Origin of the sequence: Novosphingobium aromaticivorans DSM 12444, from assembly GCF_000013325.1 — a bacterium.
Classification (GTDB): domain Bacteria; phylum Pseudomonadota; class Alphaproteobacteria; order Sphingomonadales; family Sphingomonadaceae; genus Novosphingobium; species Novosphingobium aromaticivorans.
In genome coordinates, this window is record NC_009427.1 from 280,388 (window position 1) to 304,460 (window position 24,073).

The 24,073-nt window shown below is 66.2% G+C and carries 20 protein-coding genes; 6 read left to right on the forward strand and 14 right to left on the reverse strand.

All coding sequences use genetic code 11. The features are described 5' to 3' along the window. Nucleotides 1–93: 93 nt before the first annotated feature. The gene (locus tag SARO_RS19130) at nt 94–1,755 is read left to right on the forward strand and encodes a choline dehydrogenase (protein WP_011906897.1); all 1,662 of its coding nucleotides are present in this window, start codon (nt 94–96) and stop codon (nt 1,753–1,755) included. 125 nt (nt 1,756–1,880) lie between these two features. Further along, complete coding sequence (locus SARO_RS19135; protein WP_011906898.1) at nt 1,881–3,851, forward strand: putative bifunctional diguanylate cyclase/phosphodiesterase; 1,971 nt, start codon at nt 1,881–1,883, stop codon at nt 3,849–3,851. Between the two features lie 6 nt (nt 3,852–3,857). On the opposite strand, the gene estDL136 is transcribed toward SARO_RS19135, so the two are convergent. The 13 genes from estDL136 to SARO_RS19200 form a co-directional block, all read right to left on the reverse strand. Beyond that, complete coding sequence (estDL136, locus tag SARO_RS19140) at nt 3,858–4,784, reverse strand: chloramphenicol hydrolase (RefSeq protein ID WP_011906899.1); 927 nt, start codon at nt 4,782–4,784, stop codon at nt 3,858–3,860. A 21-nt stretch (nt 4,785–4,805) separates the two neighbouring features. Next, nucleotides 4,806–5,708, reverse strand: a complete 903-nt coding sequence (locus SARO_RS19145; RefSeq protein ID WP_011906900.1) for an NAD-dependent epimerase/dehydratase family protein — start codon at nt 5,706–5,708, stop codon at nt 4,806–4,808. Beyond that, nucleotides 5,708–6,517 carry an SDR family NAD(P)-dependent oxidoreductase gene (locus tag SARO_RS19150; protein ID WP_011906901.1) on the reverse strand — a complete coding sequence of 270 codons (810 nt, stop codon included), beginning with the start codon at nt 6,515–6,517 and terminating at the stop codon, nt 5,708–5,710. The genes SARO_RS19145 and SARO_RS19150 overlap by 1 nt, the downstream gene beginning before the upstream one ends. Further along, complete coding sequence (locus SARO_RS19155; RefSeq protein ID WP_011906902.1) at nt 6,514–6,945, reverse strand: nuclear transport factor 2 family protein; 432 nt, start codon at nt 6,943–6,945, stop codon at nt 6,514–6,516. The genes SARO_RS19150 and SARO_RS19155 overlap by 4 nt, the downstream gene beginning before the upstream one ends. After that, on the reverse strand, nt 6,942–7,814 hold the full coding sequence (locus tag SARO_RS19160) for an SDR family NAD(P)-dependent oxidoreductase (RefSeq protein WP_011906903.1): 873 nt from the start codon (nt 7,812–7,814) through the stop codon (nt 6,942–6,944). Before SARO_RS19160 ends, SARO_RS19155 begins: the two co-directional genes overlap by 4 nt. A 131-nt stretch (nt 7,815–7,945) precedes the next feature. After that, entirely contained in the window at nt 7,946–8,278 is a 333-nt protein-coding gene (locus SARO_RS19165) for a 2Fe-2S iron-sulfur cluster-binding protein (protein WP_011906904.1), read from the reverse strand. Nucleotides 8,279–8,288: 10 nt separating this feature from the next. Next, nucleotides 8,289–9,710, reverse strand: coding sequence for a cytochrome P450 (locus SARO_RS19170; protein WP_011906905.1), 1,422 nt, complete (start codon nt 9,708–9,710; stop codon nt 8,289–8,291). Between the two features lie 155 nt (nt 9,711–9,865). After that, on the reverse strand, nt 9,866–10,741 hold the full coding sequence (locus tag SARO_RS19175) for an SDR family NAD(P)-dependent oxidoreductase (protein WP_011906906.1): 876 nt from the start codon (nt 10,739–10,741) through the stop codon (nt 9,866–9,868). A gap of 14 nt (nt 10,742–10,755) precedes the next feature. Next, on the reverse strand, nt 10,756–11,625 hold the full coding sequence (locus SARO_RS19180) for a helix-turn-helix domain-containing protein (RefSeq protein WP_011906907.1): 870 nt from the start codon (nt 11,623–11,625) through the stop codon (nt 10,756–10,758). Then, entirely contained in the window at nt 11,622–12,380 is a 759-nt protein-coding gene (locus SARO_RS19185) for an EthD domain-containing protein (RefSeq protein ID WP_011906908.1), read from the reverse strand. The genes SARO_RS19180 and SARO_RS19185 overlap by 4 nt, the downstream gene beginning before the upstream one ends. A gap of 10 nt (nt 12,381–12,390) precedes the next feature. Next, on the reverse strand, nt 12,391–13,152 hold the full coding sequence (locus SARO_RS19190) for an SDR family NAD(P)-dependent oxidoreductase (RefSeq protein WP_011906909.1): 762 nt from the start codon (nt 13,150–13,152) through the stop codon (nt 12,391–12,393). A 26-nt stretch (nt 13,153–13,178) separates the two neighbouring features. Beyond that, the gene (locus SARO_RS19195; RefSeq protein WP_011906910.1) at nt 13,179–14,345 is read right to left on the reverse strand and encodes a sulfotransferase family protein; all 1,167 of its coding nucleotides are present in this window, start codon (nt 14,343–14,345) and stop codon (nt 13,179–13,181) included. 98 nt (nt 14,346–14,443) lie between these two features. Continuing rightward, complete coding sequence (locus tag SARO_RS19200) at nt 14,444–15,355, reverse strand: LysR family transcriptional regulator (RefSeq protein ID WP_143005016.1); 912 nt, start codon at nt 15,353–15,355, stop codon at nt 14,444–14,446. 105 nt (nt 15,356–15,460) lie between these two features. Between SARO_RS19200 and SARO_RS19205 the strand changes: the two genes are divergently transcribed. Next, nucleotides 15,461–16,540, forward strand: a complete 1,080-nt coding sequence (locus tag SARO_RS19205; RefSeq protein ID WP_011906912.1) for a Rieske 2Fe-2S domain-containing protein — start codon at nt 15,461–15,463, stop codon at nt 16,538–16,540. A 91-nt stretch (nt 16,541–16,631) separates the two neighbouring features. After that, nucleotides 16,632–17,411 carry an SDR family NAD(P)-dependent oxidoreductase gene (locus SARO_RS19210; RefSeq protein ID WP_011906913.1) on the forward strand — a complete coding sequence of 260 codons (780 nt, stop codon included), beginning with the start codon at nt 16,632–16,634 and terminating at the stop codon, nt 17,409–17,411. Between the two features lie 92 nt (nt 17,412–17,503). Here SARO_RS19210 and SARO_RS19215 read toward each other — a convergent pair whose 3' ends face one another. Continuing rightward, nucleotides 17,504–19,684, reverse strand: a complete 2,181-nt coding sequence (locus SARO_RS19215; RefSeq protein WP_234007483.1) for a TonB-dependent receptor — start codon at nt 19,682–19,684, stop codon at nt 17,504–17,506. Nucleotides 19,685–19,993: 309 nt separating this feature from the next. Between SARO_RS19215 and SARO_RS19220 the strand changes: the two genes are divergently transcribed. Together SARO_RS19220 and SARO_RS19225 are read left to right on the forward strand one after the other, a co-directional pair. After that, nucleotides 19,994–22,660, forward strand: a complete 2,667-nt coding sequence (locus tag SARO_RS19220; RefSeq protein WP_011906915.1) for a glycoside hydrolase family 2 TIM barrel-domain containing protein — start codon at nt 19,994–19,996, stop codon at nt 22,658–22,660. Nucleotides 22,661–22,689: 29 nt separating this feature from the next. Further along, entirely contained in the window at nt 22,690–23,925 is a 1,236-nt protein-coding gene (locus tag SARO_RS19225; protein WP_011906916.1) for an MFS transporter, read from the forward strand. Nucleotides 23,926–24,073: the final 148 nt, after the last annotated feature.

Consider the following 24,073-nt stretch of genomic DNA (forward strand, 5'->3'; position numbering starts at 1 on the left):
CCCTGATACACGGCCTCGCCGCCGCTTGCATTTAACCGCCCGATTAATTACCCCTGTGTCAGTAACGAAAAGACGCAGACACAGGGATACGGGATGGCCGAGGCAGCGGGCGAGTTCGACTTCATCGTAATCGGCGGCGGCAGCGCGGGGGCGGTGCTCGCCGCCCGCCTGTCGGAAGACGCGCAAAGCAGGGTCCTTCTGCTCGAGGCGGGCGGTGCCAACACCTCGCTGCTGGTGCGCATGCCCGCTGGCGTCGGCACGCTGATCAAGAAGAAAAGCCGCCACAACTGGGGCTTCTGGTCCGACCCCGAACCCCACATGGACGGGCGCCGCATGTGGCATCCAAGGGGGCGCGGGCTGGGCGGCTCCTCGGCGATCAACGGGATGGTCTATATTCGCGGCCACGCGCGCGATTACGACCAGTGGCGGCAGATGGGCCTCGAAGGCTGGTCCTTCGCCGAGGTCCTGCCCTATTTCCGCCGCGCCGAGGACTTCTGCGACGGTGCGGATGCCTTCCACGGCGCGGGCGGCCCCTTGCGGGTAAGCTGGGGCGAGCGCTCGGACCACCCGCTCTATCGCGGCGTGATCGAGGCAGGCCGCCAGGCCGGGCACAAGGTCACCCCCGATTTCAATGGCGCTGACCAGGAAGGCTTTGGTCGCTACCAGCTCACCATCCACGATGGCGAGCGGTGGAGCGCCGCGCGCGGCTATCTCGCGCCGGTCGCGGGGCAGCGGGCGAACCTCACGATCGTCACCGGGGCGCGCGTCCACCGTGTCGTGGTCGAGGGCGGACGCGCCACCGGCGTCGAGTACAGCCTTGGCAAGGGCAAGCCGGTGCGCCGCGCCCATGCCGCGCGCGAAGTGCTGGTCTGTGCGGGTGCCCTGCAATCGCCGCAGATCCTGCAGCTTTCGGGGATCGGCGATCCGGAGGAACTGGCAAGGCATGGTATCGCGCCGGTCCATCCCCTGCCCGGCGTGGGGGCCAATCTCCAGGACCACCTCGACGTAACGCTCAACTGGGCCTGCACGCAGCCGATCACGATCTACAACGAGATCAAGGGGTTGGGCCAGCTCAAGGTCGGCCTGCAATACCTGCTGACCGGCAAGGGCGCGGGACGGCAGAACGGGCTTGAGGCGGGAGCCTTCCTCAAGTCGCGGCCCGATCTCGACCGTCCGGACCTCCAGATCCACTTCGTGCTGGCCATCATGCAGGAACACGGCAAGCGTTCGGTCAAGCGCGACGGGTTCACGCTCCACGTCTGCCAGCTCCGGCCAGAAAGCCGGGGGCGGGTATCGCTCGCCTCGGCGGACCCATATGCCGATCCCTCGATCCTGGCGAATTTCATGGCCGCCGAGGAAGACCGCCGCGCTGTCCGCGCGGGCATCCGCATCGCGCGCGAGGTGGCGGCGCAGCCTGCGCTTGCACCCTATCGCGGCGAGGAGATCTGGCCGGGCAACGACGTGCAGACCGACGAAGAGATCGACGCCTGGGTGCGCCGCACCGGCGAGACGATCTATCACCCTGTCGGCACTTGCCGCATGGGCACGCAAGGCGATGCGATGGCGGTGGTCGACAGCCAGTGCCGCGTCATCGGCCTTGAAGGGCTGCGCGTGGTCGATGCATCGGTCATGCCGAACCTGATCGGCGGAAACACCAACGCGCCCACGATCATGATCGCCGAAAAGATCTCCGACGCGATCCGGGGCAGGGCACCGCTTGCGCCGGTCGAGACGAGGACGGTGGACTTCGTCTGACCGGCCACGCCGCTACCTGCCTTAGCAAACATACGCAGCAAGCCTTGAGCCCGGTCGTTCAGAAAGTGCCTTCATGATCGGTCGCTTAACCAAGCCTCAAGGACTGTGGGCAGACAAGCGGCGCGATGCGGGCATTCACCGAATTTCTGAAGCTGGACACCAGCGATGCGGAACTGACTCGAGCGCAGTTCCGCTCGTTTTCCAGTCAGATGCCGCTGCTGTACGGGATTCTGGTCTGTAACGCCCTGGCCATCGCCATCGAGTTCTTCGATGCCGGCCAGTTGTTCAAGACCCTGCTGATGCCCGCCTTCATCGGCGGCCTCGCACTGTGGCGCGGGGTCTGGTGGTGGCAGCAGCCTGATCCGGCAAGCCTTTCGGACAGCTACATCGCCACTTGTCTTGCTCGGACATGCAGGCTGGCAGTCGCGATGACCCTGGCTTTCGAGGCATGGTGCATCTGGGTCTATCAGGACGGCGATCCCTACGCGCGGGGCAATCTCACCTTCTTCCTGGGCCTTACGGAAGTGAGCACGGTGTTCTGCCTCATGACCCTGCGGGCCGCCGCGATGCGGGTGGCGGTGGTCAGCACGTTCTCCTTCGCGTTCTATTTCTCGTGGGCCGAAGATGGCCGCATGCTGTCCCAGTCGGTCGTGCTTTCGCTGGTCTGCGCCGGGATGGTGGTGGTGACGCATCGCTACAACCTTTCGTTTTCGGAACTGATCCGCTCGCAACGCATCCTGCGCACGCGTCAGCTCGAAACCGAGAAGCTGAGCGAAGAGAACCGCCGGATCGCGTTCAGCGACCCCCTGAGCGGCTTGCCCAACCGGCGCGAACTGCTTTCCCGCCTCGATCGCCTCGAAGGCGGTCCGGACCCCGTCAGGGATACGCTCGCGGTGATCTTCATCGATCTCGACGGGTTCAAGGCGGTCAACGACGAACACGGTCATCAGGCGGGCGACGCGCTGATCCGCAGCATCTGCCAACGGTTGAGCCGGCACTGCCCGGCCCACGCGCGGCTGGCCCGTGTCGGCGGCGACGAGTTCGCGATTCTGTTCGAGGGCCACTCCGCCGAAGCAGAGGCAATCGCCCTCGCATCAACCCTGCTTGAAGAGATATCGTTGCCGGTTCTTGTCGAACGTCACGTCCTGCAGGTCGGCGGCAGCATCGGGGTTGCCGCGAATACCGACATGGCGGCCACTCCGCGCGAACTGCTGCGCCGGGCCGATACCGCGATGTACCACGCAAAGACGCAGGGGAAGGGCCAGATCGCGGTCTACGACGCCGATTTCGACGAAGGCCGCCTGCGCCGTCTGGCGGTGGAGACGCAGATCGGACGCGGCCTTTCGCGCGGGGAATTCGATGTCCACTACCAGCCGGAAGTCGATGCGCAGACCGGCGAGGTCGTCGCGGTCGAGGCGCTGCTACGCTGGCCCCGGCGCCCCGAAGGTCCGCTGCCGCCGGACGAGTTCATCGAGATCGCTGAAGCCACCGGCCAGATCCACCCGCTAGGCATGTTCGTGCTCGAACGCGCCTGCCGCGATATCGCGCCGCTCGGTTCCTTGCGCCTGAGCGTCAACGTCAGCCCCGCGCAGTTCCGCGATTCCCATTTCGAACGGCAGGTCGCCCACGTGCTGGAGCAGACACGGTTCCCGCCCGAGCGGCTCCAGTTCGAGATCACCGAGGGTTACCTGCTGGCCAATCCCGAGCGCGTGGTGCGGGCCGTCGAAACCTTCAAGGCGCGCGGCATGTCGATAGCGCTGGATGATTTCGGCACCGGATTCACCAGCATCCACTACCTGCGCAGCTACGGCTTCAGCCACATCAAGATAGACAAGTCACTGCTCGATGGGCTCGCGCCCGGCAGCAAGGCGGCGATGCTGGTCACCGGGGCGATCATGCTGGCCTGCGGGCTCGACATGCGGGTGATTGCCGAAGGCGTGGAGACAGAGGAGCAGGCCAACTTGCTGCGCCGCGCCGGTTGCCACGAATTGCAGGGCTACCTGTTCGGCAGGCCCATGGCGCTGGCCGAATTCGTCCCCTGGATCGAACGGGCGATGCGCAGCCTGGCCCAGGACCCGGTGCGCATCGCCATCTGATCGCCGTCAGGCGGCGAAGGCCGCCTTGAGCCGCGCCCCGGCGCGTTCGACATAGGGCATCGCGTCGGGCACGGCCTCGAACATCGAGAAGAAGCCGTGGATCATGCCGGGTGCCAGTTCGGTCTCCACCGGCACGCCTGCCGCCTTCAGCGCCTCGGCATAGGCAAGGCCCTCGTCACGCAAGGGATCATACTGCGCGACCAGCACCGTTGCCGGAGGCAGGCCGGCAAGGTTATCATGGCGAAGGACCGCCGCGTGGGGGTGCGGATCGCCGTGGTCGTCGACATATTGCGTCCAGAACCACTGCATCATCTGCGTGGTCAGGAAATAGCCCTCGGCGTTTTCGGTATAGGACCCGTTGGCGAAGTCGGCGTCGGTCACCGGATAGATCAGCAGCTGGTGGGCAAGCTTCGGCCCGCCTTCGTCCCGCGCGCGGATGGCGACTGCGGCGGCAAGGTTGCCCCCCGCGCTGTCGCCGGCCACGGCAAGGCGCGCGGCGTCGATGCCAAGCTCGGCCGCATGGCCTGCCGCCCAGACCAGGGCGTCGTAGCAATCATCCAGCGGCCCCGGGAACTTGGTCTCGGGCGCAAGCCGGTATTCGACTGAAAGCACCGCCGCCCCGCTTGCCGCCGCGATCGCCCGCGCCGTGGCGTCGTGGGATTCGATCGATCCGATAACCCAGCCGCCGCCGTGGTAGAACAACACCAGCGGCGGTGTCTCGCCCGGGCCCTCGGGTAGGTAGAGACGCGCCGCGATGGAACGGCCGGGCAGGTCCATCGTCAGGTCGCGCACTTCGGCAACGGCTGGCGGCGGGCCCATCTGCATCGGCTTGTTCATCTCGCGCAGGGCTTCCGGCGTGATCGTGGCGTAGTCGACCGGCGGCATCTGCGCGAAGAAGCCGAGCAGCGCCTCGACCTGGGGATTAAGGGTCATCTTCAAATTCTCCCGAACGGATCAGCCGAACTGCGCGACGATTTCGGCCACCGCCGCCGCCACGTCGCCGCGACGATAGCCGAGCAGCGCGGTTTCGCCAGCGTCGGGTTCGTAACTGATCGTGTTGCCGCGCCCCTGCGGGATCGCCACGTCGGGCAGCAGCGGCAATTCCTCGTCGCGCTCCTCAAGCACCACATCGCTGCCCACGGCATCGAAGAAGAGCTGGAAATATTCGCGGAAGGTGAGGTTCTCGTCGCCGACGAGATAGGCCTTGCCCGGCTCGCCGCGCAACAGCGCGCCTTCGATGGCCTCGGACAGCGAACGGAACGACATGAAGTTCGTGCCGCCGGTGGGGGCGAAGAACGGAATGGGAATCTGTCCCTTGGCCCAGGCCACGTAGGGCTCGAAGATGGCGCTCGACAGGCCGGGCACGGTGCCGACCATGAAGGGCGCGTTGACGCTCACAACGTCGAAGCCGGGGCGGCCCTCGGCGCGTGCGCCTTCGCACGCGGCAAGGCGCGACTGGATATAGACGTTGCCCGCGATCAGTTCGGGCGCGGCCTGCGGATAGAAGCTGCCGAGCTGGACCGCGCGCGAAACGCCGGCCTCGCGCGCTGCCGCGAAGAAGGCGGGCAGGGCGACGTGATTGGCCTTGAGGAGCCATGCGCCGAAGTCCTCGCCTTCGGGCACGTGACGCGGATCGTTTCCGGCAGCGAAGACCACCCAGTCGAAGCCCTTGAGCCGTTCGGCGGTGAAATCGCCCGCGACATAGTCGCCGCGCAGGAAGCCGAGATCGGTCAGCGGCGTTCCGGCAGGCGCGCCTTCGCCGCGGCCGGTGATGGTCACGTCATGGCCCTTCGCGGCCAGATGCAGGGCGGCATGGCCGCCAAGCGCGCCGGTCCCGCCGACTACGAGCACTTTCATCATATTCTCCCTTCGGAATGCGTGTTCACCACTGGCAGCGGTGCAAGATCGGGGCTGCGGCGCAGCAGGTTGCCGCCGTCTACGGCGATGCACTGCCCGGTCACCCAGGCGCTTTCGTCGCCGGCAAGGAAACGCACCGCCCCGGCCATGTCGCGCGCCTCGCCAAGGCGCCCCAGCGGGTATTCGGGCAGGAAGGCCTCCGCCGCTCCGCCCTCGAACATGCCCTCGGTTGCGCCAGAGCGGGTCAGGCCGGGGCGGATCGCGTTGACGCGCAGGCCCGATGGGCCCAGCTCGTCCGCCGCCATGCGCACCAGGCCCTCGAGCGCGGCCTTGGCCACGTGGTAGGCAGCAAGGTGGCGGAACGTCAGCACTGCCGCGCCGGAGGAGAGGCACACGATCGATCCTCCCGGCCGCATCAGCGGCGCGGCGGCGCGGATGACGTGGAAGGCGGACACGACATTGCTTTCGAAAGCGTCGCGCAGGTCCTGCGCGGTGTTCTCGATCAGGGGCTTGAAGCTGCCGCCACCGACCGTGGCAAAGGCGACGTCGAGCCTGCCGGCCAGCCCATGCGCGCCGCGCACGGCCCCGGCCACGGCGCTTTCGTCGTTGGCATCGCCGATGAAGGCGTGGATTTCGGCCCCGGGGACTTCGGCGCGGATGCGGGCGGCCACTTCGTCAAGGCCTTGCGGACGCCGCGCCATCAGCGCCAGCCGCGCGCCATCCCTGGCCAGTTGCAGCGCGCAAGCCTCTGCGATGGCGCCCGTCGCGCCCGTGATGAAGGCGGTGCGCCCCGTCAGCGCCCCGCTCATGCCGCGCCTCCGCCGACGTCGCCCACCGGGCGCAGTTCCTCCCAGTCGACGATCAGCGCGCGGCGGGTGAACTTCCAGCTTTCGCCCTCGCGCCGCCAGCAGTCCTGATAGCGGATCGCCCAGACCAAAAGCAGGTCGCGCCCGTCCGGCCCGGTCATGCGGTGCTCGGCGGTGGAGCGCGTCTCGCCCCGCGCGGTGTCGCCCTCGACGGTCACGTCCTGGTCGTGGACCACGTGGCGCGTTGCCTTGAAGGCATGGGCGAGGTGGTCGATCGATCCGAGGTTCGCCTCGCGCCCGACGATGGCAAAGCCCGGTCCCGTGATCTCAACGTCATCGGCCAGCACTTCGCGCCACAGCGTCTTGTCGCGTCGGTCCGCGCCCAGGGCATAGCGTTCCGCCGTGCGGCGCAGCGCGGCCTCGGCGCTCATGCCGCGGTGCCTGGGATGACCAGGCCGTTGCCGGAAATGACCGGCACGTTGGTCCATTCCCCCTGCGGCGTGCGATACCATCCCGCCGCCGCCAGCGCCCCGCCATCGACGTGAAGCGCGGTGCCCGTCACCCATGCGGCCAGCGGACTGGCGAGATAGAGCGCCGCGCCCGCGCAGTCGGCGGGCCGGCCAAAGCGGCCGAGCGGAATCCAGCGTTCCTCGTGCACCCGGTTTTCGGGCGGGATCATGTAGTCGAGCGCGACTTGCGGGGTGTCCGTCGTCTCGGGCGCGATGTCGTTCACGCGGATGCCCTCGGGGCCAAGCTCCAGCGCGAGGCTCTTGGTGAAGCCGGTCACCGCCCACTTCGCGGCGGCATAGACGCTGCAATAGGGGATGCCCCGATGGGCCTCGATCGAGGTGACGTTGATGATGTTCGCCCCCGGCCCGGCCTTGCGCAGCAGCGGGATCATCGCGCGGGTCACGCGGAGCAGCTGGCCTAGGTTGGTGTCGAGGATTTCCTCGACCTCCTCCTCCGAAAGCATCGCGAAGGGACGGGCGTGGACGAAGTGGCCGACGTTGTTGACCAGCACGTCGAGCTTGCCGGTTTCGGCGGCGATGCGTTCGGCCAGCATCTGGCCCACGCCGCGCTGGCGCACGTCGCAGCGGATCACGCGGGCGCCGGGAATGGCCTGTTCGACCGCCTCGGCATTGGCCGGGTCGATTTCCGCGATCACGACGCGCGCGCCGGCTCCGGCAAAGGCTTCGGCAATGGCGCGGCCGATGCCGACGCCTCCGCCCGTGACCAGCACGGTCTTGCCCGAAAAGTCGAGCGCCTGCGCAAGCTGCGCCGGGGGGACGTTTGCCGTCATGGCTGTGGGGTTCCTCTCCGCTGCGTCTGGTGCCTTGATTGATTCGGCGCAAGACATCATTGTTTTTACGCAAGATGAGGAGAACTTATGGTTATGTCAATCAGATGCGAATTTGATGACGCCAATCTGTGCTAAACTCCCGGTTGCTCCGGTGGAATGCGCACGACCAGCCCGTCAAGTTCTTCGCCAAGCTGTACCTGGCAGGACAGGCGGCTTTCGGGACGGATCTCGACGCCCTCGATCGCTTCCAGCATTGCCCGCTCATCGGGTCCGGCCATGCCGGTGCGGCCGATCCATTCGGGGTCGATCCAGCAATGGCAGGTCGCGCACTGCATCATGCCGCCGCACAGCGCGTCGATCCCGTCGACGAGATTGCCCACTGCGAGCTGCATCAACGTCATGCCTTCGAAGTTCACGCAGGTTCGCTGCGATCCGTCCGGCTGGACGAAAGTCACCTTGGCCATCAGGCCTCCCTCACGTATGCGCCGGGCAGCCGGCGGCTCGGGCCAGCGCCGCCATGTCCGCACCTGCCTCCGACCCGTCGAGCTTGCGCCGCCGATAGCGCACCCGGCAGGGCTGGGCGGGCCAGTAGGTCGATGCGCCCGCGATGGGCCGCACTTCGTCCATCAGCTCCATGTCGAAGTTCTGGAGCAGGATCGCCACCAGCACCTTCATCTCCATCCGCGCGAAGTTCACGCCCGCGCAGCGGTGGACACCCCCGCCAAAGCCGATCAACGAATTGCTTTCGATCTGCGCATCGGGGTTGGCCGGGTTGAAGCGTTCCGGGTCATAGGCATCGGGATTGCGGAACGTCTCTTCCATGCGGTGGCTGACCGAAGGCGCAAGCAGCACGAACTCGCCCTTGCGGATGACATAGCCGTCGCGCTCGATATCGGCCCGCGCCTTGCGGCTGAGCATGTAGGCGACCGGATGGAGCCGCTCGGTCTCGCGCAGGGCAAGGTCCATCTTCTCCATCGCCACGGCCTGTTCCCAGCCAAGGTCGCGCCCGTCGCTGCCGCCCAGCAGCGACGATATCTCGCCGCGCAGCACCTTCTGGTAGTCCGGGTTCTGAAGGAGGTCCGCCAGCGCCCAGCTCACCTGCCCGGCGGTCGTCTCGTGCCCTGCCCAGACGAGAAGGAGGATCAGGTGGCGGATGATCTCGTCGGGCACCGGGCGGCCATCGGGATACTTCGTCTCGATCATCGTCTGGAAGAAATCGGGCGGATCGAGCGGGGCGGCGCGGCGCTTGTCGATCCACGATTGCAGGATGGCGTGGAGCTTCCTCTTCGCGCGCTGTGACTTGACCATCTTGGGTGTCGGCAGCCACAGCGGCAGGACGAATTCCATGCCTCCCGAAAAATCGCGGAAGAGTTCGAAGAACTCATGCCCCAGCTTCTCGTGGAACTCGCGTCCCATGAAGCTGTGCGCGGCGATGTCCATTACCACCGGGCCCAGCGTCGGGATCAGGTCGAACTCGCCTTCCTCGCCCAGCCGCTCGACCAGGTTAAGCGATTCCTCGACCATGACCGGCACGTACTGCTTCATCGATGCCGCCTTGAAGCGGGGCATGATGATCGAGCGCTGGCGCAGGTACTCGTCCATTTCCGCGAACGAATAGAACTCGGGCGAGAACATCTTGAGGAAGAACGGCATCGACTCCCGGATCGAGAGCAGCTTGTCCGTCTCCTCGAAGAAGAAGCGGTTGTGTTCCGGACCCAGCATCACGTTCATGCGCTGGCCCATGAAGTTCATCGCGAAGAGCCGCCCCTTCGAGCGGTATCCGCGCTTGAGTACCGAAACCGGATCGCGGAAGAACTGTGCGAGATGCCCGAGGAGCGGCACGCCTCCATCGAGCAAGGGAAGGCCATTACCGGCCGCAGTCGCAGCTCTTGCCATGCATCATCTCCCCATGCGGCCGGTTGCTCCGGCTCAAGGCGCAAAGCCTATGGAGAGCGCGCCCGCGCGCAAGTGGCACCGGCCATGGGGTATCGCCCGATGATCCGCGATGGATCACCGGGTGAACCGCATGGCCGGATGGCCAGTATCCGCGCTCAGTAGACGGCGGCGGGGTTCTTCGGGCGCGGACTGCCCAGCATCTCGCGGTGCGAGGGACGATCGTGTCCGCGGTCGGTCACGCCCAGTTCGCGCGCGATCTCGGCCACGATCAGCGTCTCGCCGGACAGCTGATCGCGGTTGGGGGACTTGTCGATGGCGTCGATGACGTGGGCGGAAAATTCCGGGTTCTCGGCCATCGCGAGGAAGCCCTCGTACTGCTCGGGATTGGTTTCGGCGGCAATCTGCGCGCGCTCGGTAAGCTGCGGGCCGAGCCAGAGCGAGAAGGCGATGACCCCGGTGCCGCGGAAATCGTGCTCCATGTCATGCGCCAGCTTGTCGAGCCCGGCCTTCTGCGCGCCATAGGCGGGGCCGTGCATGTAGCACGATGCGCCGAATGACGAGGTCATGGCAATGGCGCCTGAACCTTGCGGCACCATGATCCTGGCGGCGTGCCAGCTTGCCACGTAGGCGCTGCGCAGGCCGACATCGATGATCTTCTGCGCGTCCAGTTCCTTCTCCCAGAACGGTGCCTTCTGGATGAGCTGGTGATGCATGTAGGCGGCATTGTTGACCAGAACGTCGAGCCTGCCCTGCTCGTCCATCACCTGTTCGAACAGGCGCGCCACCTGCGCGTCGTCGGCGTGGTCGCAGACCACCGGAATGCCCTTGCCGCCAAGTTCCGTCACGCGCTGCGCGGTTTCGGCGACGGTGCCGGGAAGAACCGTGCCGTCCCACCCCTTGGCGTTGCCGGGCGAGACGGTGCGGCCGGTCACGTAGACGGTATAGCCCATTTCGCCGAAGCCCCGGGCTATGCCCGCGCCCGCGCCGCGGCTGGCGCCGGTTACGATTGCAATCCTGGGCTTGTCGGACATGGCTGGTTCCTCTCTCAAAGCGTCGATTGGGCGTAAGTCTGGCTGCCTGCCGCCTGCCGGAAGGCAAGCGGGGTCAGTCCGGTATGGCGGCGGAAGGCCCGCGTGAAACTGTTGGCGCGGGTAAAGCCACAGGCGACCGCGATCGCCTTGATCGGTTGTTCACGCTGGCCGAGCAAGGTCTTGGCCTGTTCGATGCGCGTGGTCTCGATATAGTCGGCGACGGTCCGCCCGGTCAGGGCATGGAACTGCCGGTGCAGGTGGCGCACGCTGATTCCGCAAAGCGTGGCAAGCTCGGCCACGGTCGGCGCGGCGCCGCCTTCGGCCAGGCGCTCGCGGATGCGGCGGAACTGCCATGGCGCAAGCCTCGCGGTCGTGCCGGCCTCGGCCTCGCGGCGGATCACCCGCTCGACCTCGATCGCGACCAGTTCAAGCAGCGCGGCCACGGCCTGCTCGGAACGCTCGCGCATGTTGGAAAGCTCGCGCTGGAGCATTCGCATGAGCCCGCGCAGCGTTTCGTTCTGGATCGACAGCAGCGCCTGGAGGAGCGGCAGCGAGGGCGATGGCTGAAGTGCGAGCAGGCCTCGCGCCCTTTCGCCTTCGAACACGCAGCGTACCACCCGGATCAGCCCGCCTTCGGACCGGCCCGCCACCTGCACGCCGGGCCAGCGGACGAAGAGCGTGCCCATGAAGCAGCGGCGGTCGCCATCGATCTCGGGAAAGCACGCCGATGCGTCGGCCGATGCAGGCGGCAACGACATTTCCACCATCAGCGCCTCCTCGCGCCGCACGAAGTCCAGCATCGAGGGCCAATCCCACTCAAGCAGTTCGGCCCGGCCGCAGGGGCCAGCGACGGACAGCCGCGAGGAGGGCGGATATTCGCTCATGCCCGGTCGAGGAAGGCGAAGTCGAACTGGCTGGTCGGGACGATGTCGATCCGCGTGAAGTCTATGAAACCATTGCAGCTTTCCATCATCGTTGCGAGATTTTCGGCCAGCTTCTCCGGCTTGCCCACCGCATCGAAGAAGGCTTCCGGATTGTCGAGCGCTTCCAGCGGGAAGCATTCCTCGACAAAGGCATCATAGCGCGGCGCGGTGTCGGTCAGCGGCCGGACGACGAGATTCTGGACATATTCGAAGTTGTCCTGGGTCTCGATGGCGACGCGGGTGTGGTGCGAATGCCAGTGCGCGATGGCCGCTTCGCGCGTCAGGTCGGGCCTGAACGAGATGAAGCTGGCCTGGCTCCAGCCCCAGGCGCGTTCGGGCAACAAAGGTTTCCCCGGGGAAACCTTTTCCGGCGAAGGTGCGCTGACGGGGTGCAAGTCATTGGGAATAATGGTGGATTCGCAAACCAGCCAGGCTTCAAAGCGGGCGCTGTGCTGGGCGAGGGCTGCATCCACGGGGCCACGGAAGCGGGCATTGGCGGATGGCATCCAGAACTGCGCCACTGCCGCCTGCTGCGGCGCCTGCCATTGCTGCACCAGCCCTTCTCCGGGCGCGACCGTCGCATCGCGCACGTTGATGCGCACCCCGCTTGCCCCCGCCGCGACGAGCGCGCCGGGCAGGGTGGCAAGGATGCGCGCGGCGAAATCCTCGCGGCTTTCCCCTTCGGGCGCCCAGAGCGCGGCAATCACCTTTTCCATCGTGGACCTCTCAGTCGAAGTTGGCCTGCCCGCCGTCGAGCGGGATCGTGGCGCCGGTAAGATAGGCGAGGTCCTGACCCGACAGCGCCACCAGCGCGCGGCCGATGTCGCCTTCAAGTGTGCCCACGCGGCCCAGCGGGATCGTGCGGAAGAAGGCCTTGGCCTCTTCCGGATTGTTCTCGATCCACCACTTGAGCCCGGGCGATTCCGCGTGGGGCGCAATGGTCAGCACGCGGATGCCTTCGCCGCCCCATTCGGCAGCGGCGGCGCGGGTGAGCGAGCGGATCGCCTGCTTGACGGCGGCGTAGCAGCCATAGCCGGTCATGTCCCAGCGGATGCCGGCCGACGAACAAAAGTTGAAGATCGTGCCGCCGCCGCGCGCGGCCAGGTGCGGGCGGGCGAGCTTCATCAGCCGGTGCGTGGCCAGGGGCCCGGATTCGAACCCGGCAAGGAACGCCTCGTCGGTCACTTCCTCGAGCTTGCCCAGCGGCACTTCCTGCGCATTGTTGACGAGGATATCGAGGCCGCCGAACCCGGCCACCGTCGCCTCTACCGTTTCGGCAAGGTCGGTGGCGGACTTGACGTCGCAGGCGATGGGCAGCGCCTTGCCGCCGCGCTCGCGTACCAGCCGCGCGGTCTCCTCGACCTTGGCGAGCGTGCGCCCGGTCACGACGACTGCCGCGCCCGCGCCTGCCATGGCCAGCGCGACGCCCTGGCCGATGCCCTGTCCCGCGCCGGTGATCAGCGCCACCTTTCCAGTAAGATCGGTCATTCTCTCATCCTTGATGCGGTCGTTGTTCAGCGCACGAAGCGCGCGCGGTAGGAGGCGAAGGCCTCGCGGATCGCCTGCTCCTCGAGCCCGAAGCGTTCGAGCGAGTAGTCATGCATCGGGCGCTGCTCGCGCTTGTTGCCGGCCATGAACTCGGCGAGTGCCGCCTCGATTTCGGCATCGAGCGGAATGCCGATGCGCGCGAGGACGCGTTCGGCCTGCTTCAGTGGCTCCTTCGCCACTTCGCGGTAGTCGATGTCGATGAAGCGATCCTCGCCGATGCGCGCGCGCGCCTCCTCGAAGCGCTTCATCCAGCCGGCAAGGCGCGGGAACCAGAACGCACCGACCTCGGTGTCGGAATGGACCGAGTTCAGCTTGTAGAGCGCTGCTTCCATGCTGACGTAGCTGGGCACGACTTCCAGCGGGTCGCGGTGAGTCATGACGAGCACCGCATCGGGGAAGGCATCCGCGATGACGTCGGTATAGGGCAGGTTGGACGGGCTTTTCAGCACCCACTTGCGATTACGACGCGAAGGATCCTGCCATTGCAGGTACTTGAGGATGGTCTTGAGATCCTCGTAGCCCTTCGACTGGTCGTAGCTGTCGAGCCACTTTGCGAACGAGGGGATGAAGGTCATCGCCTCGACCATGGTCGTGATGAAGAGCTGGCCGAGGATGATGATTTCCTCGTCCGGCGCCTCGGGATCGAGCGGGTGGATCGAGGCGAGTTCGGGCGAGAGGTTGAGCCACCCGTCGATCATCGCCTGCGCATAGGCGCGGCGTGCCTGCGGGTTGCCCGGCTCGTCGCCTGGCAGCGGCGCGTAGTTCTGCGCCTCGTACCAGCGGATTGCGGTCATGCCGGGGGCCGAGGCGAGGAGGCGGTGGAAGATCGTGCTGCCGGTGCGCGGCAGGCCGAGGATGATCGCGGCGACCTCGACCTTCTCGTCAAGGATTTCGGGATGGCGCTTGATGTCCTCGACCATGCGCAGGCGGCTGGCGAGACCCTTGAGGATGGATTCGGTCTGCCCGGCAAAGCCCGACGGCGTCAGCTTGCCCTCGGCATTGGCGGAGGCGATGTAGCGGTCCATCGGTTCGAGGAACCAGGTGTCGCCGAAGTCCGACAGGCCGGTGCGCTCGCGCGCGGCGGCGAGGAGTGTCTCGCGGTCGAAGACGGGCGCGGGGGCAGTGGTGGCCATGACGATCCAAAATCTCCCAATTTGCGTAGCCACTATGGCATTATTGTTCGCAACTTTGGGTTATAATGGCATTCAAGCCGTCGCAATGCAAACATGATTCATGGCGTGGCCGCGCGTTTGCCGTCGCATCGCGCCGCGATGGCATTGTCGAGGAAGGCGATCAGGCGGGCAAGGCCCGGTCCGGGCGGAGCCTTGGCGCGGTGGACCAGCCATAACGGGCAGTCATGGCGTGGATCGGGTGGGGCAAGGCGTTCGAGATGCTCTTCCGCGTCGGCTGCGAAGCACCACAGCGTGGCCTTGCCGATGCCCGCCATCACTGCCTGCTTGAGCTGCGGCCAGGCGTTGAAGGTGACGAGCCCCGCCGCCTGTGCCGCCTCGCCGGCGGGGTTGGCCGACCACGGCCCGCCGGGCAGCGCGGCATCGAATTCGTAGCCCCAGCCGAGCGATTGGAGCGCGCCCGCGTGGCGGCGGCCATAGGGCGCCTGCGAGAGCGTGGCGACTTGCGTGCCCGCAAGGCGCAGCGGCAGCGAGCGGACCAGCGCGATGCCGAGATCGGCGCGGCGCTGGGTTACGGCATCAAGCGGGTCGAGTTCGCCCAGAAGCTCGACCGGAACGTCGGGATTGGCGCGGCGGAATGCGGCAATCTCGGGAAGGAACTCCGAGGCGATGCCGCCGCTGCTGGCGATGCGCACGGGCGCCGATTGGCGCGCGGCGCCGCCGATGTCGTGGAGCATCGCGGCAACCTCGCGCTCGACCGCCTCGGCCGTCGCGAGCAGGCGCGCGCCGGCGGCGTTGGGCGCGTAGCCGAGTGGATTCTTCTCGAACAGCGGCAGGCCGAGCGACTTCTCCAGCGCCTCGACCCGGCGGCCGATGGTCGTGCGGTTGATGCCGAGCTGGCGACCCGCAGCGGTGTAGGAACCGGTCCTGACCGCCGCGAGAAAGACTTCCAGATCGCTCCATTCCATGTGCCGCACCCAATTGCCGTTCAGATGCCGTGCATTCTTGCACAAGCACTGTGCAAGGCAAGAAACTTCGCGAATCCGCAAGGAACGCGGTAAAAGACTGGCAACTGCGCCGCCGGGAGAGATTGGCGGATACGATAAGGAGTTTTGCAGATGGCAACCTCGAAAGAGTACGGCCTGGGTGAGTTCGACTTCCCGCGCGGCTGGTTCATGATCGGCACGGCGGCGGACGCGACGCGCATTCCCGCCCCGATCCGCTACTTCGGCAAGGACCTGGTGGTCTATCGCGGCGAAAGCGGCGCGCCTTATGTGGTCGACGCCTATTGTCCGCACATGGGCGCGCACCTCGCCAAGAACAGCACGTCCTACATCGTGCGCGACGGCGAGCACGTCGAAGGCGAATCGATCCGCTGCCCGTTCCATGGCTGGCGCTTCGGCACAGACGGCGCGTGCAACCACATCCCCTATTCGGACTTCATCCCCAAGGCGGCGAAGCTGCGGACCTATCCGGTGGTCGAACGCGCAGGCATCCTGTGGATGTGGCACGATCCCGAAGGACTCGAGCCGGACGTCGAACTGGCCAACTTCGGCGGCCACCATGGCGAGCCTGGCTGGGTGGAATGGAAGATCGACTACATGGGCGATCTCAACAGCCACGGCATCGAGATCGTCGACAACATGGCCGACTTCGGCCACTTCGTGCCGATCCACGGCGCGACCGACTGGCAGTACTTCGCCAACGAGTTCAAGGGGCCGCACCTGCACCAGTACTACAGCGCGGGCCATCGAACCCTGACCGCGAACCCGGAGGACTTCCTCGTTCTCGACACCTGGTATGAAGGGCCGGGCTTCCTGCAATCGGAGATGGCGGGCGCGTTCGACAGCTTCATCATGATCGCCAACACGCCGGTCGAGGATGGCGTCTCGCGCTGCTGGCATGCGCTGATGGTCAAGGTCCACGACGGCAGCCGCGAGACCACCGACGAGGATCGCGCCAATGCGCTGGCCTACCAGGAGGGCAGCCGCCTTGCGTTCGCGCAGGATGTTGAGATCTGGGCGAACAAGCGCGCCTGTCTCAACCCGCTCGCGGTGCCGAACGACGGTCCATATGGCAAGGTGCGCCTGTGGTATCGCCAGTTCTACAACCCGCGCGACAAGGCACCGGAAATCCAGGGCCGGGTCAACGGCTTGCATGTGACGCTGGACAAGCGACCCGGCCAGAAGGTGGCCTGAAGACAGAGCCTTTGAACAGAAGCTGCGTCACCCTGAACCCGGTTCAGGGTGACGCAGAGTGTTGACAAGAAAAAAGCGGGAGAGACGAGTTATGGGCAGGCTATCGGGCAAGGTGGCGATCGTCACCGGTGGCGCGCGCGGCATGGGTGCGGCGACAAGCCGGCTTTTCGTGGCCGAGGGCGCGAAAGTGGCGATTGCCGACGTTCTGGACGAGGCCGGGGAGGCGCTGGCGGCAGAGCTTGGCGATGCGGCGCGCTTCTTCAAGCTTGACGTGACCAGCGAGGACAACTGGGCTTCGGTCGTCAGCGAAGTCGAGGCGGCGCTGGGGCCGGTCGACGTGCTGGTGAACAACGCCGGCATCCTCATGTTCAAGAGCCTGCTCGAGACGACCAAGGCGGACTACGAGAAGGTGCTGGGCGTCAACCTGGTTGGCGAGTTCCTGGGCATCAAGGCAGTGGCGCCGGGAATGATCGCGCGCGGCAAGGGTTCGATCGTCAACATCTCTTCGGTAGACGGAATGAAGGGCGCGAACAGCCTTGTCGCCTACGCCTCGTCCAAGTGGGGCGTGCGCGGGCTGACCAAGGTCGCTGCAATGGAGCTTGGTCACAAGGGCATCCGCGTCAACTCAGTCCATCCCGGCGGGGTCGACACGGTCATGTCCAACCATTCCGGCGCAGCGCGCGAGGACGTGGACAAGGGCTATGCCAACGTGCCGCTGCAGCGCATCGGCGGGCCCGAGGAAGTGGCGGCGGCGAGCCTGTTCCTGGCGAGCGACGACGCATCCTACCTCCACGGCGCGGAGATCGTGGTGGATGGCGGGATGACCGTCGGCACCTACTACATGGGCTTTCCGGGTTCGCCGGGCATGTGATCCGGCCCGCCGGATGCACCGACAGAGAGAAGGGCGGGCCGCTGTGGCCCGCCCTTCTTCATCCGCGGCACACGCGCGAGCCGCTGCGCCGGTCAGAACTGGTAGCGGGCCCGGATGCCGAAGTAACGGCGGGACTTGCGGTCGAGAGCCTGGCTGAGCAGGCCGGCCGAGCCCCCCGAGGCGATGCTGACGTTCGAGGCGTAGTGCTTGTCGAACAGGTTGTTGACGAACAGGGCCACGCGCATTCCGCCGCGCTCGTTCTGGTCGATGCCGATACTGCCGTTGACCACCGCATAGCCATCCTGGACCGTCAGCGGATTGCCGAGGAGGTCGAAGTTGACCTTGCTCTGGTAGGAAACGTCGGCCTGGACAAAGGCATCGAACGGTGCCGAAGGCAGGAACACGTCGTAGTTGAAGCCCGCGTTGAACTTGAGGCGCGGCGCGTTGGGAAGGCGCTTTCCGGCAAGGTCCTGTCCCTTGACGGTCGCCGGGCCATCGCCGTCGAGATCGACGCAGCCAGTGGTCTGGCCGGTGTAGCACTGGGCGCCCGGGAATTCCATGATGCGGGTGTCGGTAAAGCTGACCGCGCTGTCGAGCGTCAGGGCCGCCGTGGGCTTGGCGGTAAGTTCTGCCTCGATGCCGCGGGTGCGGACCTTGCCGACGTTGTTCAGCGTGAGCAGGACCGTGTTGTCGGGCAGCAGAATGCCGGACTGGGCCTGGAAGTCGCGGAAATCGCTCCAGAAGCCTGCGATGTTGAGCTGGACCTTGTTGTCGAGGAAGCGTGACTTGATGCCCACTTCATAGGCATTGGACGTTTCCGGACGCACCGGGAAGGCTGCCCGTCGCGGGTTAAATCCGGTGCTGATGTCGAAGCCCTGGCCCTTGTATCCGCGCGCGAACGAGGCATAGACCATGACCGCATCGCCAATATCCTGGCGCAGGGCGGTCTTCCAGGTCACGACACTGTCCTTGGCATTGCCGACGCAGGTGGTGAGGCAGGTGGCGTTATCGGCCGGGGGCGAGGCGTTGGGCACGCGATTGAGGAAGCTGGCGCCGACCTTTTCGTGGTTGAAACGCACCCCGGCATCGATGTGCGTGGTGTCGGTCAGGTTGAAGGTGGCCTGTCCGAAGGCGGCGTAGCTTTCGGTGCGGCTCTGCGAGGCCCAGCTCGCGACGACCGGGCCCGAGGGGCCGCGTTCGAATTCGCGGTCGGTCTTGCCGTCGGCGTAGAACAGGCCGAGCACGTAGCTGAAGCGGCCCTTGCTGGGCGAGACGAGGCGCAGTTCCTGCGCGAACTGGGTGGCGTGATAGGTGCTGTCGGCCACGATTCCGCCGGGGATGCCGAGCACGTCCGACACGGTGTAGTCGAAGTCTTCCTCGAACTGGAAGCGCCAGTCCTGGTAGCTGGTGACCGAAATCAGGTCGGCAAATCCGAGATCGAGCGTGGCGCGGCCCGAGACGGTGGTCTGCTTGCTCTTGTTGAACAGCGGCTTGTCGAGCCGGACGGAGTAGTTGTCCTCTCCCGGCGTGATGCCGACGAGGCTGTCGGTCAGCGGGGTGCCGAACACGGCGGCGCCGGTCGGCGCGGCCCGGAAGGTGCGGGCGAAGCCGTCGCTTTCGCTGATCGAGTGGCTGGCGATCAGGTCTACCTTGATCGTTTCGGTGGGCTTTAGTTCGAGGCGGCCGCGGAAGCCGTAGCTCTTGTCGTTGTTGAGGCGCGAGCCATCCTCAAGATTGCGGATGTAGCCCTTGCGGTCGCCGTAGAAGGCGTTGACACGGAAACCGGCGTTTTCGCCGAGCGGGCCGGCCAGCGACGCGTCGACGCGATATTCATCGTCGGTGGTGGCAGTGCCGGTGACCGCGCCGGTGAACACGTCGGACGCGCCCTGCGAGACGATGTTGACCGCGCCCGCCGATGCGTTCTTGCCGAACAGCGTTCCCTGGGGGCCGCGCAGCACTTCGATGCGGGAGATGTCGCTGAGGCCCGAGAAGGCCTGGGCCTGCTGGAGCAAGGCAACGTCGTCGACGACCACCGCGACCGAAGGTTCGATGGCGGTGCTGAAGGCGATCGTGCCGATGCCGCGCAAGTTGAGCGAGTTGTTGGTGGGCACGTTGCCCTGGGTCAGCGTGAGGCTGGGAGCGAGGCGGGGCAGGTCTGCAACCGAGGCGACGTTGCGGTTGGTGAGGGTCTCGGCGGACAGCGCGGTGACCGCGACCGGCACGTCCTGCATGTTCTGCTCGCGCTTTTGCGCGGTGACGATGATTTCTTCCAAGCCGGAATCGGCCTGACCAGAATTTTGCGCGAATGCGAAAGATGGAACCAACGCGCAGACCGCTGCGGACAAAAGTAGCCTCGACACCCTCATGATTCACTCCCATGTGAAATTTGGCAAACTTGTTGGTCAGGCCGAATTGCGTCTCAAGATGCGGTTGTCAAGCCAATCTTTTGTCGGCGCCCGGCCCAAATCCACCGTGAAATGCACGTTCGTTGTACCCAAATTATAGCCAGGGGCTTGCAAATCTGCGGGTTTTCCTTCTAGATATCGGTCTGACCAATCAAAATTCGACAGGGAGAGTTGGACATGACGCTGCGCAGCAGGTCCGCCGGTGTTTCGCTGATGGTGCTCGCGTTCGTCGCCTGTCCGGCGTTTGCGCAGGAAGTGCGCACAGTCTCGGCGCTCGAGTCGGGTTGGCGCTTTCTGGACGGCGATGTGGCCGGAGCGGTGGCACCTGATTTCGCCGACGCCGCGTGGGAGCAGGTCGAGGTGCCGCATACCTGGAACCGCGTCGGCTTCTACCGCCACGACATGGGCGGGGCCAATACCGAAGCAAACGTGCGCAAGCGGCAGGGGGTGGGCTGGTATCGTCTGCGTTTCAGCCCTGCCCCGGTCCGCCCGGGCGATCGGAGCTGGCTGGAGTTCGATGCAGCGAGCCGGACGGCGCAAGTCTGGCTGAACGGCACGTATCTGGGTGAGCATCGCGGCGGCTTCTCGCGCTTCCGCCTCGATGCGACGGCGGTTTTGCGTGCCGGGGCGGAGAACGTGCTGGTCGTGCGCGTCGACAACACCCAGCCTGCCGCCGGTGCGCCGACCGCCGACGTGCTGCCGCTGACCGGCGACTTCTTTGTCCACGGCGGGCTCTATCGGCCGGTGCGGTTGGTGACGACGGCGCCGCTGCATATCGACATGACCGACCACGGTGGCGCGGGCATTCGCGCGGCGACGGTGTCTGCCTCGACCGGGAGCGCGCGCGTGAAGGTGGCGGTGCGCGTGGCCAACGACGGTCGGGGTAGCACGCGGGCCATTGCGCGCGTGGCGCTCTTCGACCGCGACGGGCGCGAGGTTGCCGCAGCCAGGGTTCCGGCGACCGTCGCTTCGGGCAAGGTCGCCGAAGTCGAGGCGGAGCTTTCTGTCGCCGCACCGCACCTGTGGCAGGGAACGAAAGATCCCTATCTCCATGACCTGGTGACCGAGGTCCTCGACAAGGATGGCAAGGTCGTCGACCGGATCAGCCAGCCCTTCGGCATCCGGACGATGACGTTCGATCCCGAGCGCGGCTTTGTCCTCAACGGGCAGCCCTATCGCCTCAAGGGGGTGGGCTACCATCAGGATCGAGATGGCAAGGGATGGGCGATTTCGCGCGCCGACGTGGCCGAGGACGTCGCGACCATCCGCGAGATGGGCGCCAATACCATCCGCCTGACCCACTACCAGCACGGGCAGGACATCCATGACCTGGCCGACCGCGCGGGCATCGTCGTCTGGGACGAGATCCCGCTGGTCTCGGCCTGGACGCTGGGGGGAAAGCTCGATCCCGATCCGGCGCTGGTGGCCAATGCCCGGCAGCAGCTGACCGAGCTGGTCAGGCAGAACCAGAACCACGCCGCGACCGCGATATGGAGCATCGCCAACGAGGTGGACTTCGGCAATTCGATGCCGATCTTCCTGACCGCCGATGCGCAGGGGCGCGTGGCCGATCCGATGGCGCTGCTCAAGGAACTGGACGGGCTGGCAAAGGCGCTCGACCCGTCGCGCCCGACCGCGCTTGCCACGTGTTGCGAGGGCAATCGGCAGGCACCGGGGACACAGATCCCGATCACCGCGACGGCGGCCGATCTCGGCGGAGCGAACCGCTACTTCGGGTGGTATTACGGCAAGCCTTCCGAACTTGGCGCCCATCTCGACAAGTTGCGCGCGGGGCGGCCGGACCAGCCCCTGTCGCTGACGGAATACGGCGCGGGTGGCGGGCTGACGATCCACACCGACAACGTGCTGGGCGGTCCCGCCGATTCACGCGGGTTTGCGCAGCCCGAGGAGTACGAGAGCTGGGTGCACGAGCAGACCCTGCCACAACTCGACGCGCGGCCATGGCTTTACGCTACATGGCTATGGAACTCGTTCGACTTTGCCACGCGCATCCGCACCGAGGGCGATGCGCAGGACATCAATACCAAGGGCCTTGTCGCCTATGACCACAAGACCCGCAAGGACGCGTGGTACTTCTACAAGGCGAACTGGAACGTGGAGCCGATGGTCCACATCACGGCCAAGCGCTACAAGGAGCGCGCCTATCCGGTGACCGAAGTGAAGGTCTACAGCAACACGGCCAGCACCGAACTGCTGCTGAACGGCCGTTCGCTGGGCACGAAGAGCGATTGCCCAGCCAAGGTCTGCGTGTGGAATGCCGTGGCGCTGGACGATGGCGCCAATGCGCTGGTCGCGCGCGGCACGCACGCGGGCGGGCAGGTCGAGGACCGGGCCGAGTGGGCGCTTGCCCCCGAAACGCGCCGGCACATGGTGATCGACGCGGGCACACTGGTGGCGGGCAAGGGCGCGGGGCGCATCCTTGGGTCGGACAACTGGTTCGAGGGAGGCAGCACCGCGACGCTCGACCAGCCGGCGGATTTCGGCAAGCCGGGCAAGCCGGCCGAGATCGTGGGGACGCAGGAGCGGGACGCGCTGGCGACCTATCGCACAGGCACTTTCTCCTATCGCGTGCCGGTGGCCGACGGACGCTACAAGGTGACGCTGTGGTTCGCGACGGCTTCGGCCCAGAAGCCCGGGACGTTCGAGGTCAGGAATGGCAGGAAGACACTGCTGCGCAAGTTCCAGCCCGCCATCCCGGCGTCGGGCGCGGTAGCCGAGGCCAGGGCTTTCACGGTCCGGGCCAAGGGCACGCTCGCGCTGGATTTCGTGCCCGGGAGCGGCGACGCCCGCGTTTCGATGATCGAGATCGAGCGGCTGCGCTGACATTCCACAAAGCCAACGGATAAAAACAAATGCTCAGGAAGCTCCCGCTGCGCTGGTGGATCATCGCGCTGATCACGCTCGGCACGATCCTCAACTACCTTGCGCGCTCGACGCTCTCGGTGGCGGCACCGACGCTCAAGACTGAATTTGCCATGTCGACCGAGCAGTACAGCTGGGTCGTGCTGGCCTTTCAGGCGAGCTACACGGTGATGCAGACCGTGGCGGGCGCGGTGCTCGATGCGCTGGGCACGCGGGTGGGGTTCTTCGTCTTCGCGGTGGGCTGGGCGCTGAGCAACATGGCCCACGCCTTCTCGACCGGGTGGATGAGCCTGGCCTTCTTCCGTTCGCTGCTCGGTGCGACCGAGGCCGCAGCCATTCCGGCCGGGACCAAGACGGTTTCGCAATGGTTTCCACCCAAGGAGCGTCCGCTCGCCACCAGCCTGTTCCAGATGGGCACGAGCGTGGGCAACATGATCGCTCCGCCGCTGGTGGCGTTCTGCATCCTTGCGTGGAACTGGCAGGCGGCGTTTCTGGTGACTGGTGCGCTGAGCCTTGTCTGGGCCGGGCTGTGGTGGTTCGGCTACCGCGATCCAGCGGTGCATCCGCGCCTTTCGCAAGCCGAGCGCGATGCGATCGTGGCGATGAACCAGCCCGATGCGACCAAGCCGGCGACCAAGGCGCAAGTGCTGCGCAGCCGCTCGTTCTGGGCCATCGCCGTGCCGCGCTTTCTGGCAGAGCCGGCCTGGCAGACCTTCAACTTCTTCATCCCGCTCTACCTCGTGGCGGTGTGGAAGCTCGATCTCAAATCCATCGCGCTGTGGGGCTGGATGCCGTTCCTGGCCGCAGACTTCGGCAGCCTTGCCGCCGGGCTCCTGCCGCCATGGCTGATGAAGCGCGGCTCCTCGATGCTGTCATCGCGCAAGATCACCATGACGCTTGGCGCGCTGTGCATGGCGGGGCCTGCCTGCATCGGCCTTGCGACGTCGCCGGAGATGGCGATTGCGCTGTTCTGCGTAGGCGGCTTTGCCCACCAGATGCTCAACGGCGCGCTGATCACGCTCTGCGCCGACGTGTTCGACAGCCGCACCGTCGGCACGGCCAGCGGCATGGCGGGTACGTCTGCCTGGGTCGGCGGCATGCTGTTCACGCTGCTGATCGGGCAGAGCGCGGACGTGTTCGGCTACAACCCGCTGTTCGTGGCGCTGGCGGGGCTGGACCTGCTGGCAGCAGTGGTGCTGTGGAGCCTGTTGAGAGCGCGATCCTAGGCGGCGCAGGCGGGATTTCGCACTGACGGGATGACCGCCATTGTGGATCGCAAACAGGGCGCTGAACGGCGGGAAAGGGGTTGTTAGCAGTCATTCTGCTTCCGGATGCGATTAGCCCCTCACGCTGACGTTGACAGGCCACACAAAT

Excerpts from the sequence above, each read along its gene's own strand:
- SARO_RS19195 (WP_011906910.1), bottom strand. The coding sequence starts at position 14,345 with ATGGCCACCACTGCCCCCGCGCCCGTCTTCGACCGCGAGACACTCCTC.
- SARO_RS19180 (WP_011906907.1), bottom strand. The coding sequence starts at position 11,625 with ATGAGCGAATATCCGCCCTCCTCGCGGCTGTCCGTCGCTGGCCCCTGC.
- SARO_RS19130 (WP_011906897.1), top strand. The coding sequence starts at position 94 with ATGGCCGAGGCAGCGGGCGAGTTCGACTTCATCGTAATCGGCGGCGGC.
- SARO_RS19190 (WP_011906909.1), bottom strand. The coding sequence starts at position 13,152 with ATGACCGATCTTACTGGAAAGGTGGCGCTGATCACCGGCGCGGGACAG.
- SARO_RS19145 (WP_011906900.1), bottom strand. The coding sequence starts at position 5,708 with ATGAAAGTGCTCGTAGTCGGCGGGACCGGCGCGCTTGGCGGCCATGCC.
- estDL136 (WP_011906899.1), bottom strand. The coding sequence starts at position 4,784 with ATGACCCTTAATCCCCAGGTCGAGGCGCTGCTCGGCTTCTTCGCGCAG.
- SARO_RS19210 (WP_011906913.1), top strand. The coding sequence starts at position 16,632 with ATGGGCAGGCTATCGGGCAAGGTGGCGATCGTCACCGGTGGCGCGCGC.
- SARO_RS19185 (WP_011906908.1), bottom strand. The coding sequence starts at position 12,380 with ATGGAAAAGGTGATTGCCGCGCTCTGGGCGCCCGAAGGGGAAAGCCGC.
- SARO_RS19225 (WP_011906916.1), top strand. The coding sequence starts at position 22,690 with ATGCTCAGGAAGCTCCCGCTGCGCTGGTGGATCATCGCGCTGATCACG.
- SARO_RS19155 (WP_011906902.1), bottom strand. The coding sequence starts at position 6,945 with ATGAGCGCCGAGGCCGCGCTGCGCCGCACGGCGGAACGCTATGCCCTG.
- SARO_RS19205 (WP_011906912.1), top strand. The coding sequence starts at position 15,461 with ATGGCAACCTCGAAAGAGTACGGCCTGGGTGAGTTCGACTTCCCGCGC.
- SARO_RS19220 (WP_011906915.1), top strand. The coding sequence starts at position 19,994 with ATGACGCTGCGCAGCAGGTCCGCCGGTGTTTCGCTGATGGTGCTCGCG.
- SARO_RS19150 (WP_011906901.1), bottom strand. The coding sequence starts at position 6,517 with ATGAGCGGGGCGCTGACGGGGCGCACCGCCTTCATCACGGGCGCGACG.
- SARO_RS19165 (WP_011906904.1), bottom strand. The coding sequence starts at position 8,278 with ATGGCCAAGGTGACTTTCGTCCAGCCGGACGGATCGCAGCGAACCTGC.
- SARO_RS19135 (WP_011906898.1), top strand. The coding sequence starts at position 1,881 with ATGCGGGCATTCACCGAATTTCTGAAGCTGGACACCAGCGATGCGGAA.
- SARO_RS19160 (WP_011906903.1), bottom strand. The coding sequence starts at position 7,814 with ATGACGGCAAACGTCCCCCCGGCGCAGCTTGCGCAGGCGCTCGACTTT.
- SARO_RS19170 (WP_011906905.1), bottom strand. The coding sequence starts at position 9,710 with ATGGCAAGAGCTGCGACTGCGGCCGGTAATGGCCTTCCCTTGCTCGAT.
- SARO_RS19175 (WP_011906906.1), bottom strand. The coding sequence starts at position 10,741 with ATGTCCGACAAGCCCAGGATTGCAATCGTAACCGGCGCCAGCCGCGGC.